Source organism: Lentilactobacillus rapi DSM 19907 = JCM 15042, assembly GCF_001436255.1.
GTDB classification, from domain to species: domain Bacteria; phylum Bacillota; class Bacilli; order Lactobacillales; family Lactobacillaceae; genus Lentilactobacillus; species Lentilactobacillus rapi.
The window spans coordinates 157683-178236 of sequence record NZ_AZEI01000076.1 but is presented as its reverse complement, the minus strand read 5'-3'; the positions used below and the strand labels follow the sequence as shown (position 1 = coordinate 178236).

Annotated in this window: 21 protein-coding genes, 1 other RNA gene and 1 riboswitch; of the genes, 19 read left to right on the top strand and 3 right to left on the bottom strand. The window is 40.6% G+C overall.

The window, feature by feature from the left end; all coding sequences use genetic code 11:
- Positions 1-8: 8 nt before the first annotated feature.
- A complete protein-coding gene (recU, locus tag FD12_RS09025; protein ID WP_056982746.1) occupies positions 9-608 on the bottom strand; it encodes a Holliday junction resolvase RecU in 600 nt (199 codons plus the stop codon).
- 128 nt (positions 609-736) lie between these two features.
- On the opposite strand from recU, the gene FD12_RS09020 reads away from it, so the two are divergent.
- The 5 genes from FD12_RS09020 (at position 737) to FD12_RS09005 (ending at position 4556) form a co-directional block, all read left to right on the top strand.
- Entirely contained in the window at positions 737-1309 is a 573-nt protein-coding gene (locus tag FD12_RS09020) for an SLOG family protein (protein ID WP_186825925.1), read from the top strand.
- A 57-nt stretch (positions 1310-1366) separates the two neighbouring features.
- A complete protein-coding gene (gene gpsB, locus FD12_RS09015) occupies positions 1367-1747 on the top strand; it encodes a cell division regulator GpsB (RefSeq protein ID WP_054746637.1) in 381 nt (126 codons plus the stop codon).
- A 29-nt stretch (positions 1748-1776) separates the two neighbouring features.
- Positions 1777-2150, top strand: an RNA gene (gene rnpB, locus FD12_RS13655) — RNase P RNA component class B.
- A gap of 76 nt (positions 2151-2226) precedes the next feature.
- On the top strand, positions 2227-3387 hold the full coding sequence (locus FD12_RS09010) for a THUMP domain-containing class I SAM-dependent RNA methyltransferase (RefSeq protein ID WP_054746638.1): 1161 nt from the start codon (positions 2227-2229) through the stop codon (positions 3385-3387).
- 53 nt (positions 3388-3440) lie between these two features.
- Positions 3441-4556 carry an NAD(P)/FAD-dependent oxidoreductase gene (locus FD12_RS09005; RefSeq protein ID WP_054746721.1) on the top strand — a complete coding sequence of 372 codons (1116 nt, stop codon included), beginning with the start codon at positions 3441-3443 and terminating at the stop codon, positions 4554-4556.
- Here FD12_RS09005 and FD12_RS09000 read toward each other — a convergent pair.
- Complete coding sequence (locus FD12_RS09000; protein WP_056982744.1) at positions 4546-4941, bottom strand: ribonuclease HI family protein; 396 nt, start codon at positions 4939-4941, stop codon at positions 4546-4548. The two genes, FD12_RS09005 and FD12_RS09000, sit on opposite strands and share 11 nt — an antisense overlap.
- A gap of 35 nt (positions 4942-4976) precedes the next feature.
- Between FD12_RS09000 and FD12_RS08995 the strand changes: the two genes are divergently transcribed.
- The 7 genes from FD12_RS08995 (at position 4977) to FD12_RS08965 (ending at position 12675) form a co-directional block, all read left to right on the top strand.
- Positions 4977-5363 carry an EbsA family protein gene (locus FD12_RS08995; RefSeq protein ID WP_054746639.1) on the top strand — a complete coding sequence of 129 codons (387 nt, stop codon included), beginning with the start codon at positions 4977-4979 and terminating at the stop codon, positions 5361-5363.
- 55 nt (positions 5364-5418) lie between these two features.
- Positions 5419-7080 carry a formate--tetrahydrofolate ligase gene (locus FD12_RS08990; RefSeq protein WP_056982742.1) on the top strand — a complete coding sequence of 554 codons (1662 nt, stop codon included), beginning with the start codon at positions 5419-5421 and terminating at the stop codon, positions 7078-7080.
- 13 nt (positions 7081-7093) lie between these two features.
- Positions 7094-7534 (top strand): signal peptidase II, encoded by a 441-nt coding sequence (lspA, locus tag FD12_RS08985; RefSeq protein ID WP_054746640.1) that lies wholly within the window; start codon positions 7094-7096, stop codon positions 7532-7534.
- Between the two features lie 18 nt (positions 7535-7552).
- Positions 7553-8461 carry an RluA family pseudouridine synthase gene (locus FD12_RS08980; protein WP_056983117.1) on the top strand — a complete coding sequence of 303 codons (909 nt, stop codon included), beginning with the start codon at positions 7553-7555 and terminating at the stop codon, positions 8459-8461.
- A gap of 84 nt (positions 8462-8545) precedes the next feature.
- Positions 8546-9079 carry a bifunctional pyr operon transcriptional regulator/uracil phosphoribosyltransferase PyrR gene (gene pyrR, locus FD12_RS08975; protein ID WP_054746641.1) on the top strand — a complete coding sequence of 178 codons (534 nt, stop codon included), beginning with the start codon at positions 8546-8548 and terminating at the stop codon, positions 9077-9079.
- A 22-nt stretch (positions 9080-9101) separates the two neighbouring features.
- Positions 9102-10193: a carbamoyl phosphate synthase small subunit gene (locus FD12_RS08970; RefSeq protein ID WP_054746642.1), complete on the top strand. Its 1092-nt coding sequence runs from the start codon at positions 9102-9104 to the stop codon at positions 10191-10193.
- Entirely contained in the window at positions 10177-12675 is a 2499-nt protein-coding gene (locus tag FD12_RS08965; RefSeq protein ID WP_056982740.1) for a carbamoyl phosphate synthase preATP-grasp domain-containing protein, read from the top strand. Before FD12_RS08970 ends, FD12_RS08965 begins: the two co-directional genes overlap by 17 nt.
- A 76-nt stretch (positions 12676-12751) precedes the next feature.
- Here the strand turns inward: FD12_RS08965 and FD12_RS08960 are convergent, their stop codons facing one another.
- Positions 12752-14461: an NFACT RNA binding domain-containing protein gene (locus FD12_RS08960; protein WP_056983115.1), complete on the bottom strand. Its 1710-nt coding sequence runs from the start codon at positions 14459-14461 to the stop codon at positions 12752-12754.
- Between the two features lie 129 nt (positions 14462-14590).
- On the opposite strand from FD12_RS08960, the gene FD12_RS08955 reads away from it, so the two are divergent.
- The 7 genes from FD12_RS08955 (at position 14591) to folP (ending at position 20339) form a co-directional block, all read left to right on the top strand.
- Entirely contained in the window at positions 14591-15004 is a 414-nt protein-coding gene (locus tag FD12_RS08955; RefSeq protein WP_054746643.1) for a MarR family winged helix-turn-helix transcriptional regulator, read from the top strand.
- Positions 15005-15023: 19 nt separating this feature from the next.
- The gene (locus tag FD12_RS08950; RefSeq protein ID WP_054746644.1) at positions 15024-15896 is read left to right on the top strand and encodes a DegV family protein; all 873 of its coding nucleotides are present in this window, start codon (positions 15024-15026) and stop codon (positions 15894-15896) included.
- A gap of 106 nt (positions 15897-16002) precedes the next feature.
- Positions 16003-16117, top strand: a riboswitch (THF riboswitch).
- A gap of 53 nt (positions 16118-16170) precedes the next feature.
- Positions 16171-16701, top strand: coding sequence for a folate family ECF transporter S component (locus FD12_RS08945; protein ID WP_054746645.1), 531 nt, complete (start codon positions 16171-16173; stop codon positions 16699-16701).
- Between the two features lie 88 nt (positions 16702-16789).
- Entirely contained in the window at positions 16790-17140 is a 351-nt protein-coding gene (folB, locus tag FD12_RS08940) for a dihydroneopterin aldolase (RefSeq protein ID WP_054746646.1), read from the top strand.
- The gene (gene folE, locus FD12_RS08935; RefSeq protein WP_056982738.1) at positions 17137-18195 is read left to right on the top strand and encodes a GTP cyclohydrolase I FolE; all 1059 of its coding nucleotides are present in this window, start codon (positions 17137-17139) and stop codon (positions 18193-18195) included. The genes folB and folE overlap by 4 nt, the downstream gene beginning before the upstream one ends.
- Position 18196: 1 nt before the next feature.
- Positions 18197-19507, top strand: coding sequence for a bifunctional folylpolyglutamate synthase/dihydrofolate synthase (locus FD12_RS08930; RefSeq protein ID WP_056982736.1), 1311 nt, complete (start codon positions 18197-18199; stop codon positions 19505-19507).
- Complete coding sequence (gene folP / locus FD12_RS08925) at positions 19491-20339, top strand: dihydropteroate synthase (protein WP_054746647.1); 849 nt, start codon at positions 19491-19493, stop codon at positions 20337-20339. The genes FD12_RS08930 and folP overlap by 17 nt, the downstream gene beginning before the upstream one ends.
- Positions 20340-20554: the final 215 nt, after the last annotated feature.

The window sequence follows — 20554 nt, the reverse complement described above, 5'->3', positions numbered from 1 at the left end:
TTCGTATCTTAGTCAATGATTGAATCAACCGCCCGCAAATAGGGAAGCAGTGGGTTAATTCTATATGGAACTAAAAAGCCGGTTTCTTCGATGACTTTTCTTGGAATGGATTTTCGACCTCCTGAATCCTGGTTATCCCAGTAGTCAATTAGCGTGGTTGCTTTGAGAACAAAAACGGATTGGTCATTCACAAATTTGATGACCGCAAAACAAATACCTTGTTGCTTTAAACATTGTCTCATATGTTCCACTTGATGTTTATGAAAATTCTTTAAAGGAAACGATGTCCGATTCTTGGTTTCTTTGGCATCGAAGTCGATGTAGCGGCCTTTGTAAACGCCGTTATAGTCGGTCGTTGAAGAGCGCCGAAAATAAGCCTCGTTGATTCTGGCGGCACTTCGCTTGGGATAATCCACGGAAACAATTTGAATGGGAGTCGGTTTCTTGTGAATGACCGCAATTCCATTATTCAGGTAATAGGTATTGCTTTTATTAATCTCATCTTCTAGCGTCATTCCTCGATTTGAAAAATCAATGGCGTCGTTGTGTTCATTCGTAGAGGCCGGTTGTTCGTAAAATTGATTGCCATTGGGGTATCTAATAGTCATGAACTGAAAGCTTCCTTTTTGATTATGAATAGTTACATTGTACTGCAAATTTGGAAAGAATAATCATAATAATGTTATTATATCAAGAGTGGGTATTAATGAAAATATTTTATTGTAAGGGTGATACTTTGAGCCGCTTGTGGATAACTGGCTACCGAAGCTATGAATTAGGGATCTTCAAGGACGATGATCCTAAACTAAAAGTAATTGATTCAGTGTTAAAGACTGAACTGGTTCAAGCAATTATAGATGGAACTGACTGGGTTATTTCTGGTGGTCAGCTTGGCGTTGAACAGTGGGCGTTAAGGGTTGGGACTGATTTGAAGAAAGATTACCCGGGCGAATTTCAAACCGCGATGATGCTCCCATTTTTGGAATTTGGCAGTAATTGGAACGCGGCTAATCAGGAGAAATTTGCCAAGATTAAAAGTCTCGTAGATTTTTCTGCCGAGGTGAGTCAAAAGCCCTATACTTCGCCAGAACAATTAAGAAATTATCAAGAATTTATGTTAACCCATACAGACCAGGCAATCTTGATATATGATTTAGATAATCCTGGAAAAACTCAATACGATTTCGACAAAATTAAAAAGTTTGCTGAGAATCATCCGTATCCGTACAAATTAATCACTTTCGATGATTTGCAGGCGGCTGCAGATGAATATCAAGAAAACTTAAATAATGGTTCCCAAGACAACTAAACTATGATATTATTTTATTGGTTTGTTGCAAATTAAAGATGAGGTGTACCCAATAGTATGGAAAACATTAATTATACTCCGAAAGATATTCTTCAAAAAGAATTTCGACAAAAGATGCGGGGCTATGATCCCAATGATGTCGATAGCTTTTTGGACAATATAATCAAAGATTACGAGGCCTTTAATAAGCAATTGCAAGAATTGAGCGACGAAAATGAACGGCTTAAGGTTCAGGTCGATGAACTGAACAAGCAGATTGCCGTTTCTGGTACTCAACCACTTCCAACTGCTGGTGTCGCGCCAAGTCGGGCTACTACTGCCAGCCAGCCAATGTCCAGCGCAACTAATATGGACATTCTAAAACGTTTATCCAATTTGGAACGGCGAGTATTTGGGTCTCAGTTAGATAATAATGCCAATGACTCCCATAGACTTTAGTTTCAAGTAATTTGATAACATCTGGTGTAAATCCTGAGTAATTGCGGTCGTATTATTACGGCTGAGGAAAGTCCATTCTCGCACAGGCTGAGATGCCTGTAGTGTTCGTGCTCGGTGAAAAAATAAGCCGGGGGACTCTTAATTGAGTTACGGCGGAATCAGCAGCTAAGGCTTTGCTATGCTGTTTGTTCCCTAAGGTGCCACAGTGACGAACAATGTAGGAAACTATGTTGATGGAACGCGGTAAACCCCTCGAGCGGGAAACCCAAACTTTGGTAGGGGAGCTTCACACACGGTAAATGAACCAAGTGTGGGGGAGAGGTCCTTGTGACTTCTCAGATAGATGATTACTACTTGCTTTATCGTCCTGGGATAAAGTAAGCACAAAACATGGCTTATAGGGATTTACACCAAACAGGTTGGGTGGGAGCTTGCTCCCACTTTTTTGTTACACAAAACTAGAAACGAGATGAACATCAATGAAATTTAATTTAATTGCAACTTGTGCTGCAGGAATTGAGGCACTGGTTGGTAAAGAACTCAGAGATCTTGGTTACGATGTCCAAGTTGAAAATGGCCGGGCACGATTTGAAGGCACAGAAGAAGATATTATTAAAACCAATTTGTGGTTGAGAACTGCAGATAAGATCAAGATTGTGATTGATGAATTTGATGCCCAGACTTTCGACGAGTTATTTGAACAAACGACTGCCATTGCATGGGACAAGATGTTGCCGATGGACGCTGCCTTTCCAGTCGAAGGGCGGTCAAAGAACTCCAAGCTGCACAGTGTTCCTGACTCACAAGCGATTGTTAAAAAAGCGATTGTCAACGAATTGAGTACCGCTTATCACCGTCACACAAGATTACCAGAAACGGGGGCTGAATTTCCGTTAGAAGTTGCCATTAGCAAGGATCATGTGATGTTAACATTGAACACAACTGGTGCCAGCTTGTTCAAGCGGGGATACCGGGTGGAAAAAGGGGAAGCACCCTTAAAAGAGAATATGGCGGCTGCCTTGGTTATGCTGACAAACTGGTACCCAGATGTGCCGTTTTTAGACCCATTCTGCGGTTCTGGGACAATTCCAATCGAAGCCGCACTAATTGGTCGAAATATTGCCCCGGGCTTTAACAGGGACTTTATATGCGAACAATGGCCATGGATTGATGCAGATATGGTTCAACACGTCCGTGATGAAGCTGATGCCAAAGCAGACTACGATACCGAGCTTGATATTTCTGCCAGTGACATTGACGGTAATATGATCGAAATTTCAAAACGAAACGCTGAAGAGGTCGGCTTATTGGATGATATTCAGTTCAAACAGTTGGCAGTGGCTGATTTCAAAACAGATAAGGTAAACGGTGTAATTGTTGGCAATCCCCCTTATGGTCAACGAATGAGTGATGCAACTCGGGCTCATGAACTTTACCGACAAATGGGTAAGACATTTAAACCCTTAACAAGTTGGTCAAAATATTTTCTAACGTCGGACCTGGAATTTGAAAAATATTATGGTCAAAAGGCAACTAAGCGCAGAAAGTTGTACAACGGTTCTATCAGAACGGACTATTTCCAGTTTTGGGGCAAGAAAGTTCGTGATTTAAGCAGTTTAAGCAGTTTTAAAGAAAAATAATTCAATTAATATGTTAAAATAAGAACGACTCGGTTGGAAGAAGTGATTTGTTTTTGAAACATATAGCGATAATCGGTGGCGGGATCATTGGCGCGACTGCGGCATTTTATTTAACGAGGCCAACAGAAACTGACTCTGTTGAAGTGACGTTATTTGATGATGGTGAGGGTCAGGCAACCAAAGCGGCTTCAGGAATCATTTCACCATGGTTGTCCAAACGGCGTAATAAGCGTTGGTATGCTTTGGCAAAACGTGGGGCTGAATTGATCCCTGAACTTGTCCATGGTGCCCAACTCGGATCAGAAGTTTATGAACAAACGGGAACAATCGTGACCAGAAAGTCTTCTGAGGATCTGAAAGCTCTGTACACTGAGGCGAAAGAAAAAGCAGCCACCACTCCTGCAATGGGAGAAGTCCAGTTGTTTTCGGCGACCCAAGTAGGTGAAAAGCTGCCATTCTTAACGACCCCACCCGCAGGCGTCTTTGTGAGCGGTGGGGCAAAGATTGATGGCGCACAATTTGTCAATCAGCTCTTAGACAATGCTCAGGCACATCACCTCAAAATCGTACATGGTCGAGCGAAATTCAATTCAAGCGGTCTGATCACTTGTGATTCCCAGCAAGTCAGCTTTGATCGGACGATTGTCGCAACCGGTGCTTGGATGAAAGCGACGTTGGCGCCGCTGGGATTAAACCTAGCCGTTCGGCCTCAAAAGGGTCAGCTGATTGATATCTCCGTCCATACCAAGGAATCCTGGGATACGCTGCCGGTGATGATGCCAGAAGGAAGCAGTGACATTATTCCCTTCGCCGGTGGGAAATTAGTGATTGGCGCAACTCATGAGGATGATCAACAGTTTGATTTGACACCAACAAAAACCGCTCGTGACGAACTCTTGGCAAATGCTGGGGCCTTTATCAGTAATCTGGCCAAAGAGCAGGTAGTCGACATGCGGGTTGGAACTCGAGCTTACACCCCTGATTTTGGCCCATTCTTCGGTCAATTGCCCACCAATCCGGCGATTTCAGTCGGTGGTGGTTTGGGGTCGTCAGGACTAACGACTGGCCCGATCATCGGTTATCTGTTGGCCAAATCTGTTTTGGGTGAATTGGACCAAGACCTTAGCTGCTATACTAAACCGGTGAGTGATTACCTGGCTAATCTTTAATTGCATGTAAAGCTTGTAGTGCCAGAAAGTGCGCCCCGTGATTTTGACTATCCGGAATCCATGTGTTAACAACGGTTGTAAATTTTGACTGGAGATCGATCAGGTGATCAACCTCTGCTTGAAAATGTTTGGCATAACTTTTGTTGAGGCTGTCAATGACGATCTTGCTATCAGTGTAGTAAAAAACGAATTCATTTGGGTCTTGATTTAAAGTAGCCAGTTTTTCAAAAGCCTTAATTGCCGCAATAAATTCTGCCTCGTGATTATTTGTAGAGGCAATCCGTTGTTTGAACTGGATTTGCTGGCCATCGTGGAGGATTAAAATCCCAATGGCGGCATGCTGGTTATTCTGGTTGACTGCTGCATCACTATATATTTTATACATTATTAATGACTAACACTTTCTAAGGAGTTTTATTAATGATAACTCAAAAACGACACTTCTTTTACCAACCAAGTCCACTCGGAAGCATTATTTGTTGGAGCTGGACGTTTGTCATTTTCTTTATTGGGGTCATTATCTGGCTGGAAATCACTCATTTTCAGTGGATAACGCTATTTTTCTTTGTCTTATTTGCATTTACTGCCTGGGCAGAAATTCATTTTCGGAGTATCCAGATTTATGATCACCAATTGGTTGTGAGCCGGATTACGAATCCGCATTGGTTGGTGATCGATTTGGATAAAATCTCACATGTCCAAACTTCAAAGTATCAACTAGGGTTCGTTGCCAAGACAAAGATTTATAGTTTTATTTTACCCGCAAACTCTGTTATTGAAATAAAAGAATTAATTACCCATCGGTAGACGTCCACAATGTTGTGTATTTTCCTGTGAAATAGCTTAGGAGGCCGTTATCATCATGAAGAGCGATGTTGAAATTTCTCAAGAGTCATCCATGGAACCAATCACCAAAATTGCTGGTAAACTTGGTATTACTGAAGATCAGCTGGAACAATATGGTCATTATAAAGCAAAAGTTCATTTCGATCCTAAAACAGAACGAAATGATGGTAAATTAATTTTAGTCACCTCAATTAACCCAACTGCTGCCGGAGAAGGAAAAACAACGGTAACAATTGGGCTTGGAGATGCCTTTACAGAATTACATAAAAAGGTCGCGCTTGCATTAAGAGAACCTTCGTTAGGCCCAGTTATGGGCATGAAAGGCGGTGCAACCGGGGGTGGCTATGCGCAGGTTGTCCCAATGGATGACATTAATCTGCATTTTACGGGGGATTTTGATGCCCTAACCGAGGCCCACAACACTTTGGCTGCCTTAATTGATAATCATATTCAGCACGGGAATCAATTAAATATTGATCCTCGCCAAATCACTTGGAAACGGGTTTTAGACGTTAACGATCGTGAACTCCGTCAAGTGGTCATCGGTTTGGGTGGTCGAACTTCCGGGGTTCCACGGCAAGATGGCTTTGACATTACAGTTGCCAGTGAATTGATGGCAATTTTATGTTTGGCAACTGATTTAACTGATCTTAAAAAGCGGATCGGAAAAATGTTAATTGGATATACATATGACCGTAAGCCAGTCTTAGTTTCCGATTTGCATGTTCAGGGCGCATTGACATTATTATTGAAAGATGCTATTAAACCTAACTTAGTTCAGACAATTGAGCATACCCCAGCATTTATCCATGGTGGCCCATTTGCCAATATTGCCCATGGCTGTAACAGCATTTTGGCCACTCAGGCGGCTTTACATTTTGGGGATTATGCAATTACGGAAGCTGGATTTGGCTCAGATCTTGGCGGCGAAAAGTTTATGGATATTGTTTCGCCAAAACTCAAAAAGTCACCAGACTGCTTTGTCGTAGTTGCAACCGTTCGGGCGCTTAAGCTTAATGGCGGTGCGAACAAAAATGACCTAAACGAAGAAAACTTAGCTGCATTAAAGGCAGGGGCCGTTAATCTCAAACGTCACGTAGAGAATATGGAACAATACGGCAAACCAGTTATCGTAGCGATTAACAAATTTGCGAGTGATAGCGACGCTGAAATTGATTTCTTAAAGCGTTACGTGACTGATACATTGAAAGTTAAGGGCGAAGTCATCAACAGCTGGGCAGAAGGTGGTAAAGGCGCTATCGATTTGGCCAAACAAGTGATTACAGCTTGTGATCAACCGGCGGAATTTAAGCCCTTGTATACGAGTGACGACTCTCTCCTGGATAAAATGAAAGCCATTGTGACCCATGTGTATGGCGGCGCTGATGTTGAGCTATCAACTAAAGCCCGAAATACCCTTAAACGGATTGAAAAAATGGGTTATGGTGACCTGCCTGTCTGCATGGCCAAAACTCAATATTCGTTAACTGACAATGCCAAACAGCTGGGTGCCCCCACAAACTTCACAATTCACGTTTCAGATTTACAGTTAAAATTAGGGGCTGGCTTTATTGTGGCAATTACTGGTAAAATATTAACAATGCCAGGGTTACCAAGCCATCCAGCTGCCCTTGACATGGATATTGATGAAAACGGTCGAATTACTGGACTGTTCTAAAGGAGTTTTTAAATTGCCTGTCGTATATATTATCGGAATTGCTTTGCTAGTTGGGGTTGACCAATTTGTTAAGCACTGGGTTGTAATGAGCTTGGCATTAGGGCAGTCGTTTACGCTCATTCCTGGTGTTATTTCATTAACCCGGATTAATAATACCGGTGCTGCTTGGAGCATTTTGGCGGGCCACCAGGAAGTGTTTATCATCATTGCATTATTAGCTGTGGTGATCATCGGCTACTTCTTGGTTCATTATTGGAAAAATGTGCCTTATCGCATTGGCTTAAGCCTCTTATTTGCGGGGACTGCCGGTAATGTCATCGATAGAATTTTAAATGGTCACGTTGTTGATATGTTTCAACTGGATTTTATTAATTTTCCGATCTTCAACTGTGCAGATATGTTCTTGACGTTTGGAATCATTATTTTAGGAATTGCGATTTTGCGGGAACAATAATTGGGGATTGATAATAAGTTGAAAACAGTTGTATTAACCGAACATACCGGGCGACTTGATAAAGTGGTTTCAGAGATTGATACCACAATTAGTCGCTCTCGGGCAAAAAAATTAATTGAAGATGGTCACATCAAGGTCAATGGGCAACTTAAGAAGCCTAAATACCATGCAGAAGTGGGTGACCAAATTGACATTGAAGATATTGAACCAACACCAATCAGCTTGGAACCAGAAAACATTCCCTTGGATATCATTTACGAAGATGATGATGTCATTGTCGTCAATAAACCCCAAGGAATGGTCGTCCATCCATCAGCGGGTCATTCAAACCACACCCTAGTCAATGCATTACTGTTTCATAGTCCATTATCAACGATTAACGGGGAGTTTCGTCCCGGAATCGTTCACCGAATTGATAAGGACACCTCAGGTTTGTTAATGGTCGCCAAAAACGATGCAGCTCATCAAGCGTTATCGGAACAATTAAAGAAACAAAAAAATTTGAGAAAGTACATTGCGTTAGTTCACGGTCGGATTAATGAAAATTCTGGGGTTGTCAATGCTCCAATTGGCCGCTCTGTTAAAGATCGTAAGAAACAGGCAGTTGTTGCTGATGGGCGACCTGCGATTACCCATTTTAAGGTGCTCGAGCGTTTTCAAGATTACACATTAATCAGTTGTCAACTTGAGACTGGTCGAACTCACCAGATTAGAGTCCATATGAAATATATTGGCCATCCAATTGCCGGCGACCCACTTTATGGCCCCCGAAAGACCCTCAAGGGGAATGGTCAGTTCTTACATGCTCAGGAATTGGGATTTGAGCACCCGGTGACGCACAAGTTAATGGTTTTTTCAGCCCCGATTCCACCGATTTTTGAGAAAACTTTGGCTCATTTACGGCTGAATAATGCGTTGAATTCTTGACAAGTTGGCTCAGCTCTCATATTCTGAAACTAACATGCTTTTTCGGTTTATAAAACCTTACACTAATTTAAGGAGCACTTGATGATGGGAAAAATTATTTTAGACAAAATGGCGATGCAACGTGCTTTAACCCGGATCACATATGAAATCGTTGAAAAAAACAAGGGTGTTGAAGACCTCGTCCTCATTGGGATCAAAACGCGGGGGATTTTTCTCGCCAATCGGATTGCCGACCGGCTGCAACAATTAGAAAATGTCACCATCCCAGTGGGTGAACTCGATATCACGAATTATCGGGACGATATTGAACACGATTCAATGAGTATCGACGTCAAAATGTCCAATAATAAGATTGATTTTTCAATTGAGGGCAAACGGGTGATTCTAGTCGATGATGTTTTATATACAGGCAGAACCGTTCGCGCCGCTCTTTCGGCCGTTATGGACCTTGGCAGGCCTAAGAGTATTAATCTCGCAGTTTTAGTCGACCGCGGTCATCGTGAATTGCCAATTCGCGCCGACTTTGTGGGTAAAAATATTCCAAGTTCACAAAAAGAGCAAATCAAAGTATACGTATCGGAAATTGATGATAAAGATGCTGTTGAACTCATCAAATGATACTTAGTAATGGGGAGTCAGCATGACGCAAAGATATTTGATATTAGAAGATGGATCTGCGTACCCTGGTAAGGCATTCGGTTCATTAGCGACAACAACTGGAGAACTGGTTGCCAATTCAACAATGAATGGCTACCAGGAAATCATCTCCAACCAAATTTACCACAACCAAATAATTGTTTTTACCCAATCATCAATTGGTAATACCGGACTCGACCAAAATGCGTACGAGTCCATTTTGCCGTCTGCTAAAGGCGTGATTGTTCGTGAATATGAGAATCTGGCAACTGACCACTTTAAACGAATTTCGTTGGATCGTTATTTGAAACAGCATAAGATTCCCGGTATTTATGATGTAGATACCCGTGAAATTCGTCACCGACTCCAGAAATACGGTAATATGAAAGCCAGCATTGTTGACGTGGCGGATGATCATGCATTCGATCAGCTGCATGCCACTGTTTTAACGAATCAACAAGTCGCCCAAGTTGCAACACCGAAACCTTATCCCAATCCTGATGAGGGGGATAACGTTGTTGTCGTTGATTTCGGCCTCAAAAGTGGAATTTTGCGTGAATTATCCCGTCGAAATTGTAACGTAACGGTTGTGCCTTGGAATGCATCCAGTGAAATGATCCTTGATTTAGATCCAGATGGGATTGTTTTATCAACTGGCCCTGGGGCACCATCGAATTTGCCCCAGTCAGTCCTAAAGATGATTGAAGAAGTTCAAAGCCAAGCGCCGTTATTTGCTATTGGGTTGGGTCATGAATTATTCGCTTTGGCAAACGATGCCAGTGTTTACCAACTTAGAGTTGAGCATCACGGGGCCAACCATCCAATTCGTGAAATTATCACAAATGAAATCTTTTATTCCGGTCAGGAACAAGGATATGCGGTTGATCCCAAGTCAATTGATCACGCGAAATTATTTATTACCCACATTGATTTAGTTAATGGTACGGTTCAGGGGCTTCGTCACCGTGATTTTCCGGCCTTTTCAGTTCAATTTTCACCTGATGGGGCACCGGGACCTAAAGATAGTGTTGGCTTGTTTGATGACTTCACGGAAATAATGGAAAGAAGAAGGGTCGACAATGGCAATAGATATTAATAAAGTCCTATTACTAGGTGGTGGCCCAACAAGTATTGGTCACGAAAATGAGCTCGACGCGGCCGCTTTTGAGCGATTAATTGCCCTGCGAAAAACGGGTGCTCAAATTATTTATGTCGATGATAACCCGTTCTCGGTTACTAGTGAAGAGATTCAGCCTGCCAACGTTTATGTTCAGCAGGTCAATTTCAAAAATGTTGTGAACATTATTGAGAAGGAACAGCCGGATGCAATTATGGCCACGACGGGTGGTTTAAATGCAATGCAAATTGCCTGGCAGTTGTCAGAAAGTGGCGTGTTAAGCGCCAATAACGTGACATTGCTTGGCATTAAGCCAGCAGATTTGCGCAAAGTCATCGATAATCAGAAATTACGAGATTTGCTGACCGAAATCAGTGAGAAAGTGATTGCTTCCAAAATTGTCGCTGACGATAGTGAAGCAATGGATTTTGTCCGCGAAGTCGGTTTCCCGGTTATTGTAAAGCCAATTTCAGCTAGCCATGATACCAGCCGGTTCATTTGTAACAATACCGATGAACTAGAAGATGCCCTAGACGTGAGCTTTAAACGAACTTATATTAAACGCTGTTCGATTGAACAAAGTATTGTTGGCTATAAAGAAATTGAAATGGTTGGTGTCCGGGATACCAACGGGAACAAAATGTTGATTACTGGTTTGGAAGACATGGATCCAATTGGAATTCATTCTGGTGATTCAATCATTTTTGCCCCAACCCAGACATTAATTAACGAAGAATATCAGGCACTGCGAACGGCTACTTTTCGAATTATGGACGCGCTTAATGTGACGGGAACTTGTCATGTCCAATTTGCCCAGAGTAGAACCGATTCAAATTATTTTGTTACCAAAGTTAGCCCTTTTTTTACTCGAAATACTTTGTTGGCAGCTAAGGCAACCGGTTATCCATTGACTTACGTTTCAAGCTTTTTGGAATTAGGCTATACTTTCACAGAGATTAAACTGCCAACGAAATATAGCAAATATCTTCCATTCATGGAACCAACGATGGATCACGTATTGGTTAGAATTCCACTCTGGCCATTTCGGGATATCAATGACGTTGATCAACATCTCAATACCCTGATGAAATCGGTAGGGTCGACAATCGGGATTGGCAGAACCGTTGAAGAAGCAATTATCAAGTCCATGCATAGCTCCCAATTTTCACCGAGGGATATTCTTCCGAGTGTGTCTAAAGTTGATGACGATGATGTGATCAATCAATTAATTCACCCGTTGGCCAGCAGAATATTGATCTTAATGGAAGCACTAAGAAGAGGCTTCTCAGTTGACGAGTTATCTGAACTGACCCGAATTGATCGTTTTTATTTCTATAAGCTCAATCAATTGTTACGGGCCCAGGACTATGTGATTAATAACCCAATGTCGCCGCATTCGGTTCAGGTTGGTCACAAATACGGTTTTGGTGATGGCATGCTAGCCGAGCTATGGAATGTAAACATTTCTGAAATCACTCGAATGAATCGAAATACCAAGCAACCAGTGACTTATAAAGAAATCGAACCAAGTGCTGGGGAATTCATAGAAGCAACCAATATTTTTTACAGCAGCTATGAACTTGAAAATGAAAGTCAACCATTTTCCGGCAAAACAGCCTTAGTAATTGGAAGAGGTGGCAATCAGTTAGGACCCAATTCTGCAGCTGATTATTACACGACTCAAATCCTTACATCGCTTAAAAAAGCCGGCTACAAAACAATCATTATGAATACCAATCCCAATGCAGTTTCACTTACACCTCAGTTAAGTGATAAGCAATACATTGAGCCGATCCAATTGGGAAATATTTTGAATATTATTAATGTTGATCAGCCTGATGTAGTTTTCCTACCAGGGAATCGGCATTATCTTTCAAAACAGTTAAAACAATTCACTGGCTTGAATGTGGTCGTTTTACCGCCAGATCAAAAAGTTGCCGTATACAAGGAACAAGAAGCCACAGCGGCAGTTGATTTGTTTATTCAGGACGACGAAATCATTCCTGTTACGACGCTTTCGTTTTTCAACCATAACAATCGGCTGGATCTCCATCATATTAACGATTATCAAGAACCCATGAGTCATTGGGAAACTGATGAACAGCCATTGATTAAGCAGGCGATTAGTTCGGTGGATCCCACTGAATGGCAAGGTCTCGTACAAGTATTATTTGATCAATCAGGATCTGAGTACACATGCACAGGGATTCGGCCCGTTCGAATCACTGAAACAGCCTTTTTGACTAAGACGACAGGGGTTAACTGGATTAATGTATTAGTTAGAAAGTATCTTGGATTGCTTGATATGGAATCTTTGCGGGAACAGTTACGACCAGCTGAGCATAAGCGTTATTCAATTATGACTGCCAAGTTCCCATTTAAAGAGCTCCAGTCTAATCGCCAAGAGGGAACCACGAAACAGGAAGTTGGCGCATCTTTATCATTTAAAAACTTTGAATAGTCAATAAATTGTATATAACAAATAGTGGCTAAACCAGACTTCTACTTGCCTGGTTTAGCCACTATTTTATCATGAACTATTTTCTAAGTTTATTAACGATGTCTTCTGAAGGATCAATGAATAGCGTTTGCTGACTATCATAAATAACGAAGCCGGGTTTTGCGCCATTCGGCTTTCTAATATGCTTAACCTTTGTATAATCTACAGGGACCTTAGCTGAGTTACGAGCTTTTGAGAAATATGCTGCCAAATTGGCTGCCTCGGTCAAGGTTTGTTCGGATGGATTAAAACTTCGCACAATCACATGAGAGCCGGGAATATTCTTCGTATGAAGCCATGTCTCCCGTTTATCAGCAGTATGCATGGTCAAACGTTCGTTTTGGAGATTATTTTTCCCGACGAGAATTTCGGTACCATCAGTTGAAACAAATTCCTCTGGTTTGTTAATCTTTTGGCGCTTAGCTTTTTTCTTTTTACCATGTTGCTCATGATCCCGAAGATAGTGGCCCTGTTCTAATTCGTAGCGAATATCTATTAAGTCTTCTGGTTTAGCCAATTCAATCTGAGACTGAATATTTTCAAAGTAATCAATTTCTTGTTGCGTTAACTTCATCTGTTCGTTCAAATATTTAACAGCGTTCTTTAATTTTTGATACTTTTTAAAATAACGCTGGGCATTTTCTGAAGGAGACAATTGGTTTGAAAGGCTAATTGAGATCATAGCGTTATTGTCATAATAGTTGGGAAGCTCAATTGTTTGCATTCCCCGTTGGATTTTGTTGAGATACGTCGTTAAGATTTCACCTTTAATTTTGAACGCATCTGCATTCTCAGTTTCGGCCATGTCCCGAGTCAGTCGCTTGAGCTTCGTTCGATTTTTCTTGAGCTGTTTTTTAACGACTTGAATTAAAACGGCTCCTTGCTCACGAACTCGATCCCGTTGCGCTTTTTCTGCGTAATAGGCATCTAGTAATTCGCTAAGCGTCGAATAAAAAGTATTTTTTGCTGTATCTGGATACGGAAATGCGGTAAAATTAAGTTTGTTATTAGCAATATTGCTCAACGTCGGCTTTGGCTCATCAAATTGACTAAAAAAGTTCTTGAAATTAGTTTCCGTTTGATCAGATTTGTGCAAATAACTTGCTAGTGCCAAGGACGTGTCTTTACCCAATCCCTGAATCATTTTGCGAACATTATCTGCGAGAACCTGAACATTTGGAAATTCTTCAATTAATTGATCAATATCAGTAAAGCTTGTCTTTGTAAATGGATTTTGTACGTCTTGCTTTGGTGGATTAATGTAAGTTGCTCCTGGTAGCAAAATCCGATAGCGGTTGACATCTGAACCAACATGCTTAATGGCATCGATGACCTTGCTGGTTTTTTGATCAACTAAAATAATGTTACTGTGTCTGGCCATAATTTCGACATTTAAACACAGTTCGGTTTGATCCCCGAGTTCATTTCTTGAGGTGAACAGAAATTTGAGGACCCGATCGTTGTCTAATTGCTGAACATCGGTCAAAATTGCACCACTCAGGTGTTTTCTCATGATCATCGTAAAATTACTTGGAACACTTGGATTTGAATAGGGAATTTTAGTTAATTGAACCCGTGCATAGGTCGGGTTAGCAGACAGCAATAATTGTTGATTTTTACTTTGGGCACGGATTGTTAATATTAATTCATTTGGATAGGGTTGATTTATTTTGCTTACCCTTCCAGTCTTCAAAATTGAAGCTAATTCGTTTCTCATGGAATGGGTAAAAGAACCATCAAATGACATCTTATCACTCACTTTCATATAGGTAGCATCTATTAGTATAGCGCACTTCACGCCTTGATGCGAAACCTGTTGTTCATTTGTAAGTCATAATTATTTAGCGTATACTATTTTTTCGGAGGTATTGTCATCATGAAGGATATTCTTCCAGCACTTAATTCTGCTGCCAAAAACCATAAAGCACAATTATTTGCGATCACCAAAGCAACGGGGCTCACAATTTCGGAATGGAAGTTACTAGATCAGGTCATTGATGGCCATACTACTCAAGAAGCTTTGTCGGCAACGACCCAACTGGACATTTCAACCTTGTCCCGCCAGTTAAAGCGCCTCGTTGAAAAAGACATGTTAGAAAAGACAGCTGTGGGTAAGGATAAACGTCAATTGATATATAATGTTACCCATAAAGGGATCGAATCAAGTACATACGTCAAAACCAAGCTCAATGCTCTTACAGATCGAATTTTTAGTCACTGGACCGATGAAGAGAAGAATCTACTGAAGATTTTGATCAATCGGTTGGAACAAAGTCTTGGCAGAATATAATTATGAGCAGGTGGATTGAATGAAGATTGCTATTGTAACTGATAGTACTGCGTACCTTACTGAAGCAGAACAACAAAAATACCATATAACAGTGGTTCCAATTCCAGTCATTATTGATGGTAAGGAGTACAAGGAGGGCGACGACATCACCACTGAGGCCTTCTATGAAAAATTGAAAACGTCTCACTCCTTTCCAAGTACCTCTCAACCACCAGTTGGTGAAATGATTGAACTTTATGAGAAATTAGCGGATGAAGGCTATGATACTGTTATTAGTATTCATTTAGCCAGCACAATATCGGGTTTTTATAATTCGTTGGAACAAGTGGCGCCATCGATCGATAATATTAGGGTGATTCCATATGATTCTAAGATTACTGTCAAGCTGATGGGGTATCTTGCGATTCAAGCTAGTAAAATGGCTACTCTGGGCAGGACTCCTGAACAGATTATCCATTATTTGGATGATTTAAGGTCAACAATCGACGAATTGTTTGTGGTTGATGATCTTCAGAACCTTGTCCGTGGTGGACGCTTATCTAATGCATCCGCATTTATTGGGGGAATCCTGAAAATTAAGCCATTACTCACGTTTGACGATAAGAGCAATGAAATTGTCGCCTTCGAAAAAATTCGATCGCGAAAAAAAGCGCTCAAGAGGGTTGAAGAGTTATTTGCACAGGCGCAACAGCGGACGACTTATCCGTTGCGTGCTCTTGTAATCAATGGGAATGATCCTAAAGCCGGAAATGAATGGGCAAACAAAATTCACGAACTTTATCCGGATATGAAAATTGAACAAAGTTATTTTGGACCCACCATCGGAACCCATCTGGGAGATAAAGCACTGGCACTTGCATGGCTTCGTGATTTCGATCAGGATCAATTATAAAAACGAAACAATCATTTGAAACAATCACTAAATGTTCGGTAAAATCCGGCTAAGTGATTGCTTTTTTATTTGAATATGATAAGCTTTAATAGTTACATAATTAAATATTGGGGTAGGATTCAATGCGTTAAGTGTCGAAGGAACGGAATGTGAACTTCGAACGAAAGCTAAAGAGCTTCGACTTGTTCTTTAACTGCGGTGTTGTTTCCGCATTCACCAGCTTATTTAGACATTCTAAATAGTGGTGAGCTCCTTTAGAGGAGATGTCAGCATTATGAAGTCATTATCACTAGGTTTTAGGAAGCTCAGAACATTAGATGTTGTCGTGTTAGGTGTCTTAATGGCACTTGCACTGATACTGGGTCGATTTACGGTTGGAACCCAATTTATGAGACTGAGCTTTGGCTTTATCGTAGTTGCAATCACCAGTTACTTATATGGACCACTGTGGTCTTCGACGACTGCTGCATTGGGTGATATTATTGGGACGCTTATTTCTGGCAGTCCATACTTTCCGGGTTTCACGGTTTCTGCTATTTTGGGAGCGGCCATTTATGGTTTCTTCTTCTATAACAAGGAAATCACTTGGAAACGCGTTATTGTGTCTCAACTGATTATTGCTGTCCTTGTGAATGCGGTTTTGAATACATTTTGGCTAACGGTTCTATACAAAACGCCTTTCTTCGGGTTGCTACCAATGAGAACATTGAAGGAAGTTATTATCACTCCAATTGAAATCGCAATTTTATACTTCATTATGAATTCAAAATCATTTGAGATGATTAAAAATCGCCTCTTAAATTGATCACTGTGACGACACGCAGTACACGTTTAACGTTGTACTTGTGGGCCGTCTTTTTGTCCTATGATATTTGTCAAAAAGGAGTCGAATTATGTACACAATTAAGTTAAATAATATGGCGTTTCATGCACATATTGGTGTTTTACCAGAGGAACAGGTGGTGGGGCAATCACTTCAGATTGATTTAATTACCCAAATTGAGGCGGATCCCAAGCATGATGATTTGTCAACGACTGTTTCTTACGGCGACTTTTATCAAAAGGTGCAAACCATTGTCACTAATCATCACGTTAAACTAATCGAAACTCTGGCTCAGATGATCATCACCCAAATTAAGGCATTGGATCCCCGAATCGGGAAAACAACTGTTAGAATCAGAAAACTTGGGCTGCCGATTGATGGTGTCCTAGACAGTGTCGAAATTGAAATGGAGGATGAATGATGGAAGAAGTTTACTTAAGTCTGGGGAGCAATATTGGTAATCGGCAACGTTATATTAATAGCGCGATTCAAATGCTTGGCAATAATTCCCAAATTATCATTGACGATGTCGCAAGCTTCTATGAAACGTCACCGGTTGGTAATGTTTCTCAGCGATCGTTTATTAATACGGCAGTGAAAATCACCACTAATCTTGATCCAGAATCATTATTAAATGTGATTCACGCCATCGAAAAGAGTCTTCGGCGAACACGAAAAGTTCATTGGGGCCCCCGGACGTTAGATATTGATATTATCTTTTATGGAAACCAAGTGATCAATAGTGACGATTTACAGATTCCTCACCCAGAAACGTTTAACCGAAAATTTGTGCTTGTTCCAGTTAAGCAGTTAATCCAACGGACATTCCCGTACTACGAACAAATCAATACAGCTATTTCAAAGCTTGATTCCCAAGAGCAACGATTAACCAAAGTTCCAGATACTGATAATAGTCAAGATACCATTGAAAAAGCAATTACCGATATTCTGGCAGCGATTGGAGACGATCCACAACGTGATGGGCTCGTTGAAACACCTAATCGGGTGAGTCGTATGTATAGCGAAATCTTTTCTTCAGTCGGATTGAAAGATTTTTCAGATTATAAATTGTTCCATTCTGAAGAATCTGGCAAGTCTAAAATGGTGATCATGAACCACATTCCATTTTATTCAATGTGTGAGCATCACCTGATGCCATTTTTTGGAACCGTTAATGTGGCTTACATTCCAAATAACGGAACCATTATTGGACTGAGTAAAATCCCCAGACTAGTTGATTTTGTATCACACAAGTTAACATTGCAAGAACAAGTAACGGATGATATTGTTGATCAACTGAATCAAATTTTGTCACCTAAAGGAGTCGCAGTCGTGATTGATGCCCGCCACATGTGTGTTGAAATGCGAGGCGTTAAGAAATCTGGTTCAACAACAAGAACAGTCCGGTTTGATGGTGATTTTGATGGTAACGTACCACTGCAAAACGAATTTTTGAGCTCAATTGAGGCGAACTAAAATGGCAGACACAAAATTTGCTTCTTTTTTATACGATCAAGGTGATCGGATTGCGCTTCTGAAGCGAATCCTAACGAAACTTGGAAATCCGGATCAGGATTTTTCAATCATCCACGTTTGTGGGACCAATGGCAAAGGGTCAACCTCCATGATGATTGCCGCTTGTTTGGAAACCATGGACCAAAAGGTGGGGTTATTCACTAGTCCTTTCATTGGTGATCAAACAAATAGCATCCAAATTAACGGTCATTCAATTAGCCAATCCCAATTGGCTGGATTAACTGGTTTAGTGAAAAATATGATGGCTACACCGCAGTTTGCAGATGATGAATTGTCTGATTTTGAAGCATTGTTCCTCATTGCGATGCTGTATTTTTCTAACCAGTCAGTTGATTATGTGGTCCTTGAATGCGGCCTAGGTGGTGAATTAGATGCAACTAACGCCGTCACCACAACTCAATATTCAATTTTTACAGAAATTGGTTTGGATCACGTTGGCATTTTGGGTAGCACGATTGAAGAAATTACCACAACCAAGTCGAAGATCATTCGACCTGGCAATACAACCATTATTGCGCCGCAACATTCTGATACTGTTAACCGGATCATTCGCGAAGAAGCCAGGTCCAAGGGTGCTAAAGTGATTGATGTTGGTCGCTTTGTCCATGTCAAATATCAAAAATTGAATAGTCAACTCATCATCAATTATCAAACGACAGAATTTGCTGGGACATTTAAATTTGGCTTAATAGCTGATTACCAACTCGAAAACCTTCGAACAGTTTTAACCTGGTTGATTAATTTCTATCAATCGGCCAAAACACCATTAACGATTGACGAAATATTGGAACGCTCCTTGAGCCAAATAAACATTCCAGGTCGTTTTGAAACGATCAATGAGTCACCAATGATAATTGTTGACGGGGCACATAATTTAGACGGCATTAAATCATTCGTCGACAGTGTCAATACAAATTTTGAAAGCTTAAAAAAAGTCATCGTTGTTGGTTTTTTAAAAGATAAAGATTATCAGGATTCAGTCGATCAATTGTCAAGGATCAAACATGCCACTTTCATTATCTCTGAACCAGCCAATGATTCTAGAAAATTATCAGGCGAGCAATTACAGCAAACGTTTTATAACACAACGCACATCAAATACCCAGTGATTAAAGATCCAATTGATGCCATTAATGCTGCTAAAATCCAAAGTGGCTCATTAGATTTAGTCGTCGGTTCCTTTTATTTGTTAAACCCAATCAGAACTTACATCAAAAGTTTGGAGGATAACATCCATGACAAAACAAGTTGATCATCACTTTACAGGCAGTAACTTTGACTTCAATCTGACAAAATCGCCAATCATTTATTCCATTTTGAATTTAACCCCGGATTCCTTTTATGATGGTGGGGTAAATTCAAGTGTTGGTAAGGTATTGGATCGAATCGAAACAGAGATCGGGTATGGCGCTTCGATTTTTGAACTTGGTGGCAAATCTTCCAAACCACACTTTGATGATATTAGTGCAGATGAAGAATGGGGGAGAATCGAACCTTATTTGACGGCCATTCAGCGAAAATTTCCTAAGATTGTGTTGGCACTAGATTCAAATACAAATGAAGTAATCGAACGTGGATTAAAATCTGGTATTCAGATCATTAATGACATTGATGGTTTTAATTCCAATAAAAAGCTCCAATTGGTTCAGCAATATCATCCATCAGTTGTCATCATGTTCAATGGCCGAAACTTCGACGAGCAACCGGACACCTTAGTCAAAACAATGACAGATTTTTTCCAAGATTCTATCAAGCGACTTCAAGAAGTTGGTCTGAGGAAGTCGGAAATTGTGATTGATCCTGGTGTTGGTTTCTCTAATCACAATACATTAGAATTTGATACCATCAAAATGAAAGCGACAAAACGGTTTGCAAGTTTTAACACGCCAGTGATGATTGCCATTTCCAGAAAGAGTTTTGCAAAGCGATTATTCGACTTGGAATTATCTGATCGCTTAATTCCGACGTTGCTGTTTGAATCCTTTATGATACAACTTGGCGGTCGGGTCATTCGGGTTCATGACGTAAAAGAGACCAAACAGTTGATTGATACGTTTAATTTGTTTAAAGATGAATTGAGTTAGTTTAATTCCAAAAAGTGAAGCCAGTCAGACAATAGGTGAGCCTTTTGATTGGCTTTTTACATTTTCTACTTTACATAATATATATTATACGAAGTAGTTAAATTTAAAAAATATGGCCGATACAGGCCAAATCATTCATTTCTACTTAGCAGTTATTTGATCATATCTGTCTTTCCATTAAACTGGTTAAACGTCACATTCTCAATTGTTAAGAC

Coding starts and splice junctions, on each gene's coding strand:
- FD12_RS08965 (WP_056982740.1), top strand. CDS start 10,177: ATGGCAATAGATATTAATAAAGTCCTATTACTAGGTGGTGGCCCAACA.
- FD12_RS08970 (WP_054746642.1), top strand. CDS start 9,102: ATGACGCAAAGATATTTGATATTAGAAGATGGATCTGCGTACCCTGGT.
- FD12_RS09000 (WP_056982744.1), bottom strand. CDS start 4,941: ATGTATAAAATATATAGTGATGCAGCAGTCAACCAGAATAACCAGCAT.
- folP (WP_054746647.1), top strand. CDS start 19,491: ATGACAAAACAAGTTGATCATCACTTTACAGGCAGTAACTTTGACTTC.
- FD12_RS08990 (WP_056982742.1), top strand. CDS start 5,419: ATGAAGAGCGATGTTGAAATTTCTCAAGAGTCATCCATGGAACCAATC.
- folB (WP_054746646.1), top strand. CDS start 16,790: ATGTACACAATTAAGTTAAATAATATGGCGTTTCATGCACATATTGGT.
- FD12_RS08945 (WP_054746645.1), top strand. CDS start 16,171: ATGAAGTCATTATCACTAGGTTTTAGGAAGCTCAGAACATTAGATGTT.
- FD12_RS08960 (WP_056983115.1), bottom strand. CDS start 14,461: ATGTCATTTGATGGTTCTTTTACCCATTCCATGAGAAACGAATTAGCT.
- FD12_RS08995 (WP_054746639.1), top strand. CDS start 4,977: ATGATAACTCAAAAACGACACTTCTTTTACCAACCAAGTCCACTCGGA.
- FD12_RS08930 (WP_056982736.1), top strand. CDS start 18,197: ATGGCAGACACAAAATTTGCTTCTTTTTTATACGATCAAGGTGATCGG.
- FD12_RS09010 (WP_054746638.1), top strand. CDS start 2,227: ATGAAATTTAATTTAATTGCAACTTGTGCTGCAGGAATTGAGGCACTG.
- gpsB (WP_054746637.1), top strand. CDS start 1,367: ATGGAAAACATTAATTATACTCCGAAAGATATTCTTCAAAAAGAATTT.
- recU (WP_056982746.1), bottom strand. CDS start 608: ATGACTATTAGATACCCCAATGGCAATCAATTTTACGAACAACCGGCC.
- FD12_RS08955 (WP_054746643.1), top strand. CDS start 14,591: ATGAAGGATATTCTTCCAGCACTTAATTCTGCTGCCAAAAACCATAAA.
- folE (WP_056982738.1), top strand. CDS start 17,137: ATGATGGAAGAAGTTTACTTAAGTCTGGGGAGCAATATTGGTAATCGG.
- pyrR (WP_054746641.1), top strand. CDS start 8,546: ATGGGAAAAATTATTTTAGACAAAATGGCGATGCAACGTGCTTTAACC.
- FD12_RS08950 (WP_054746644.1), top strand. CDS start 15,024: ATGAAGATTGCTATTGTAACTGATAGTACTGCGTACCTTACTGAAGCA.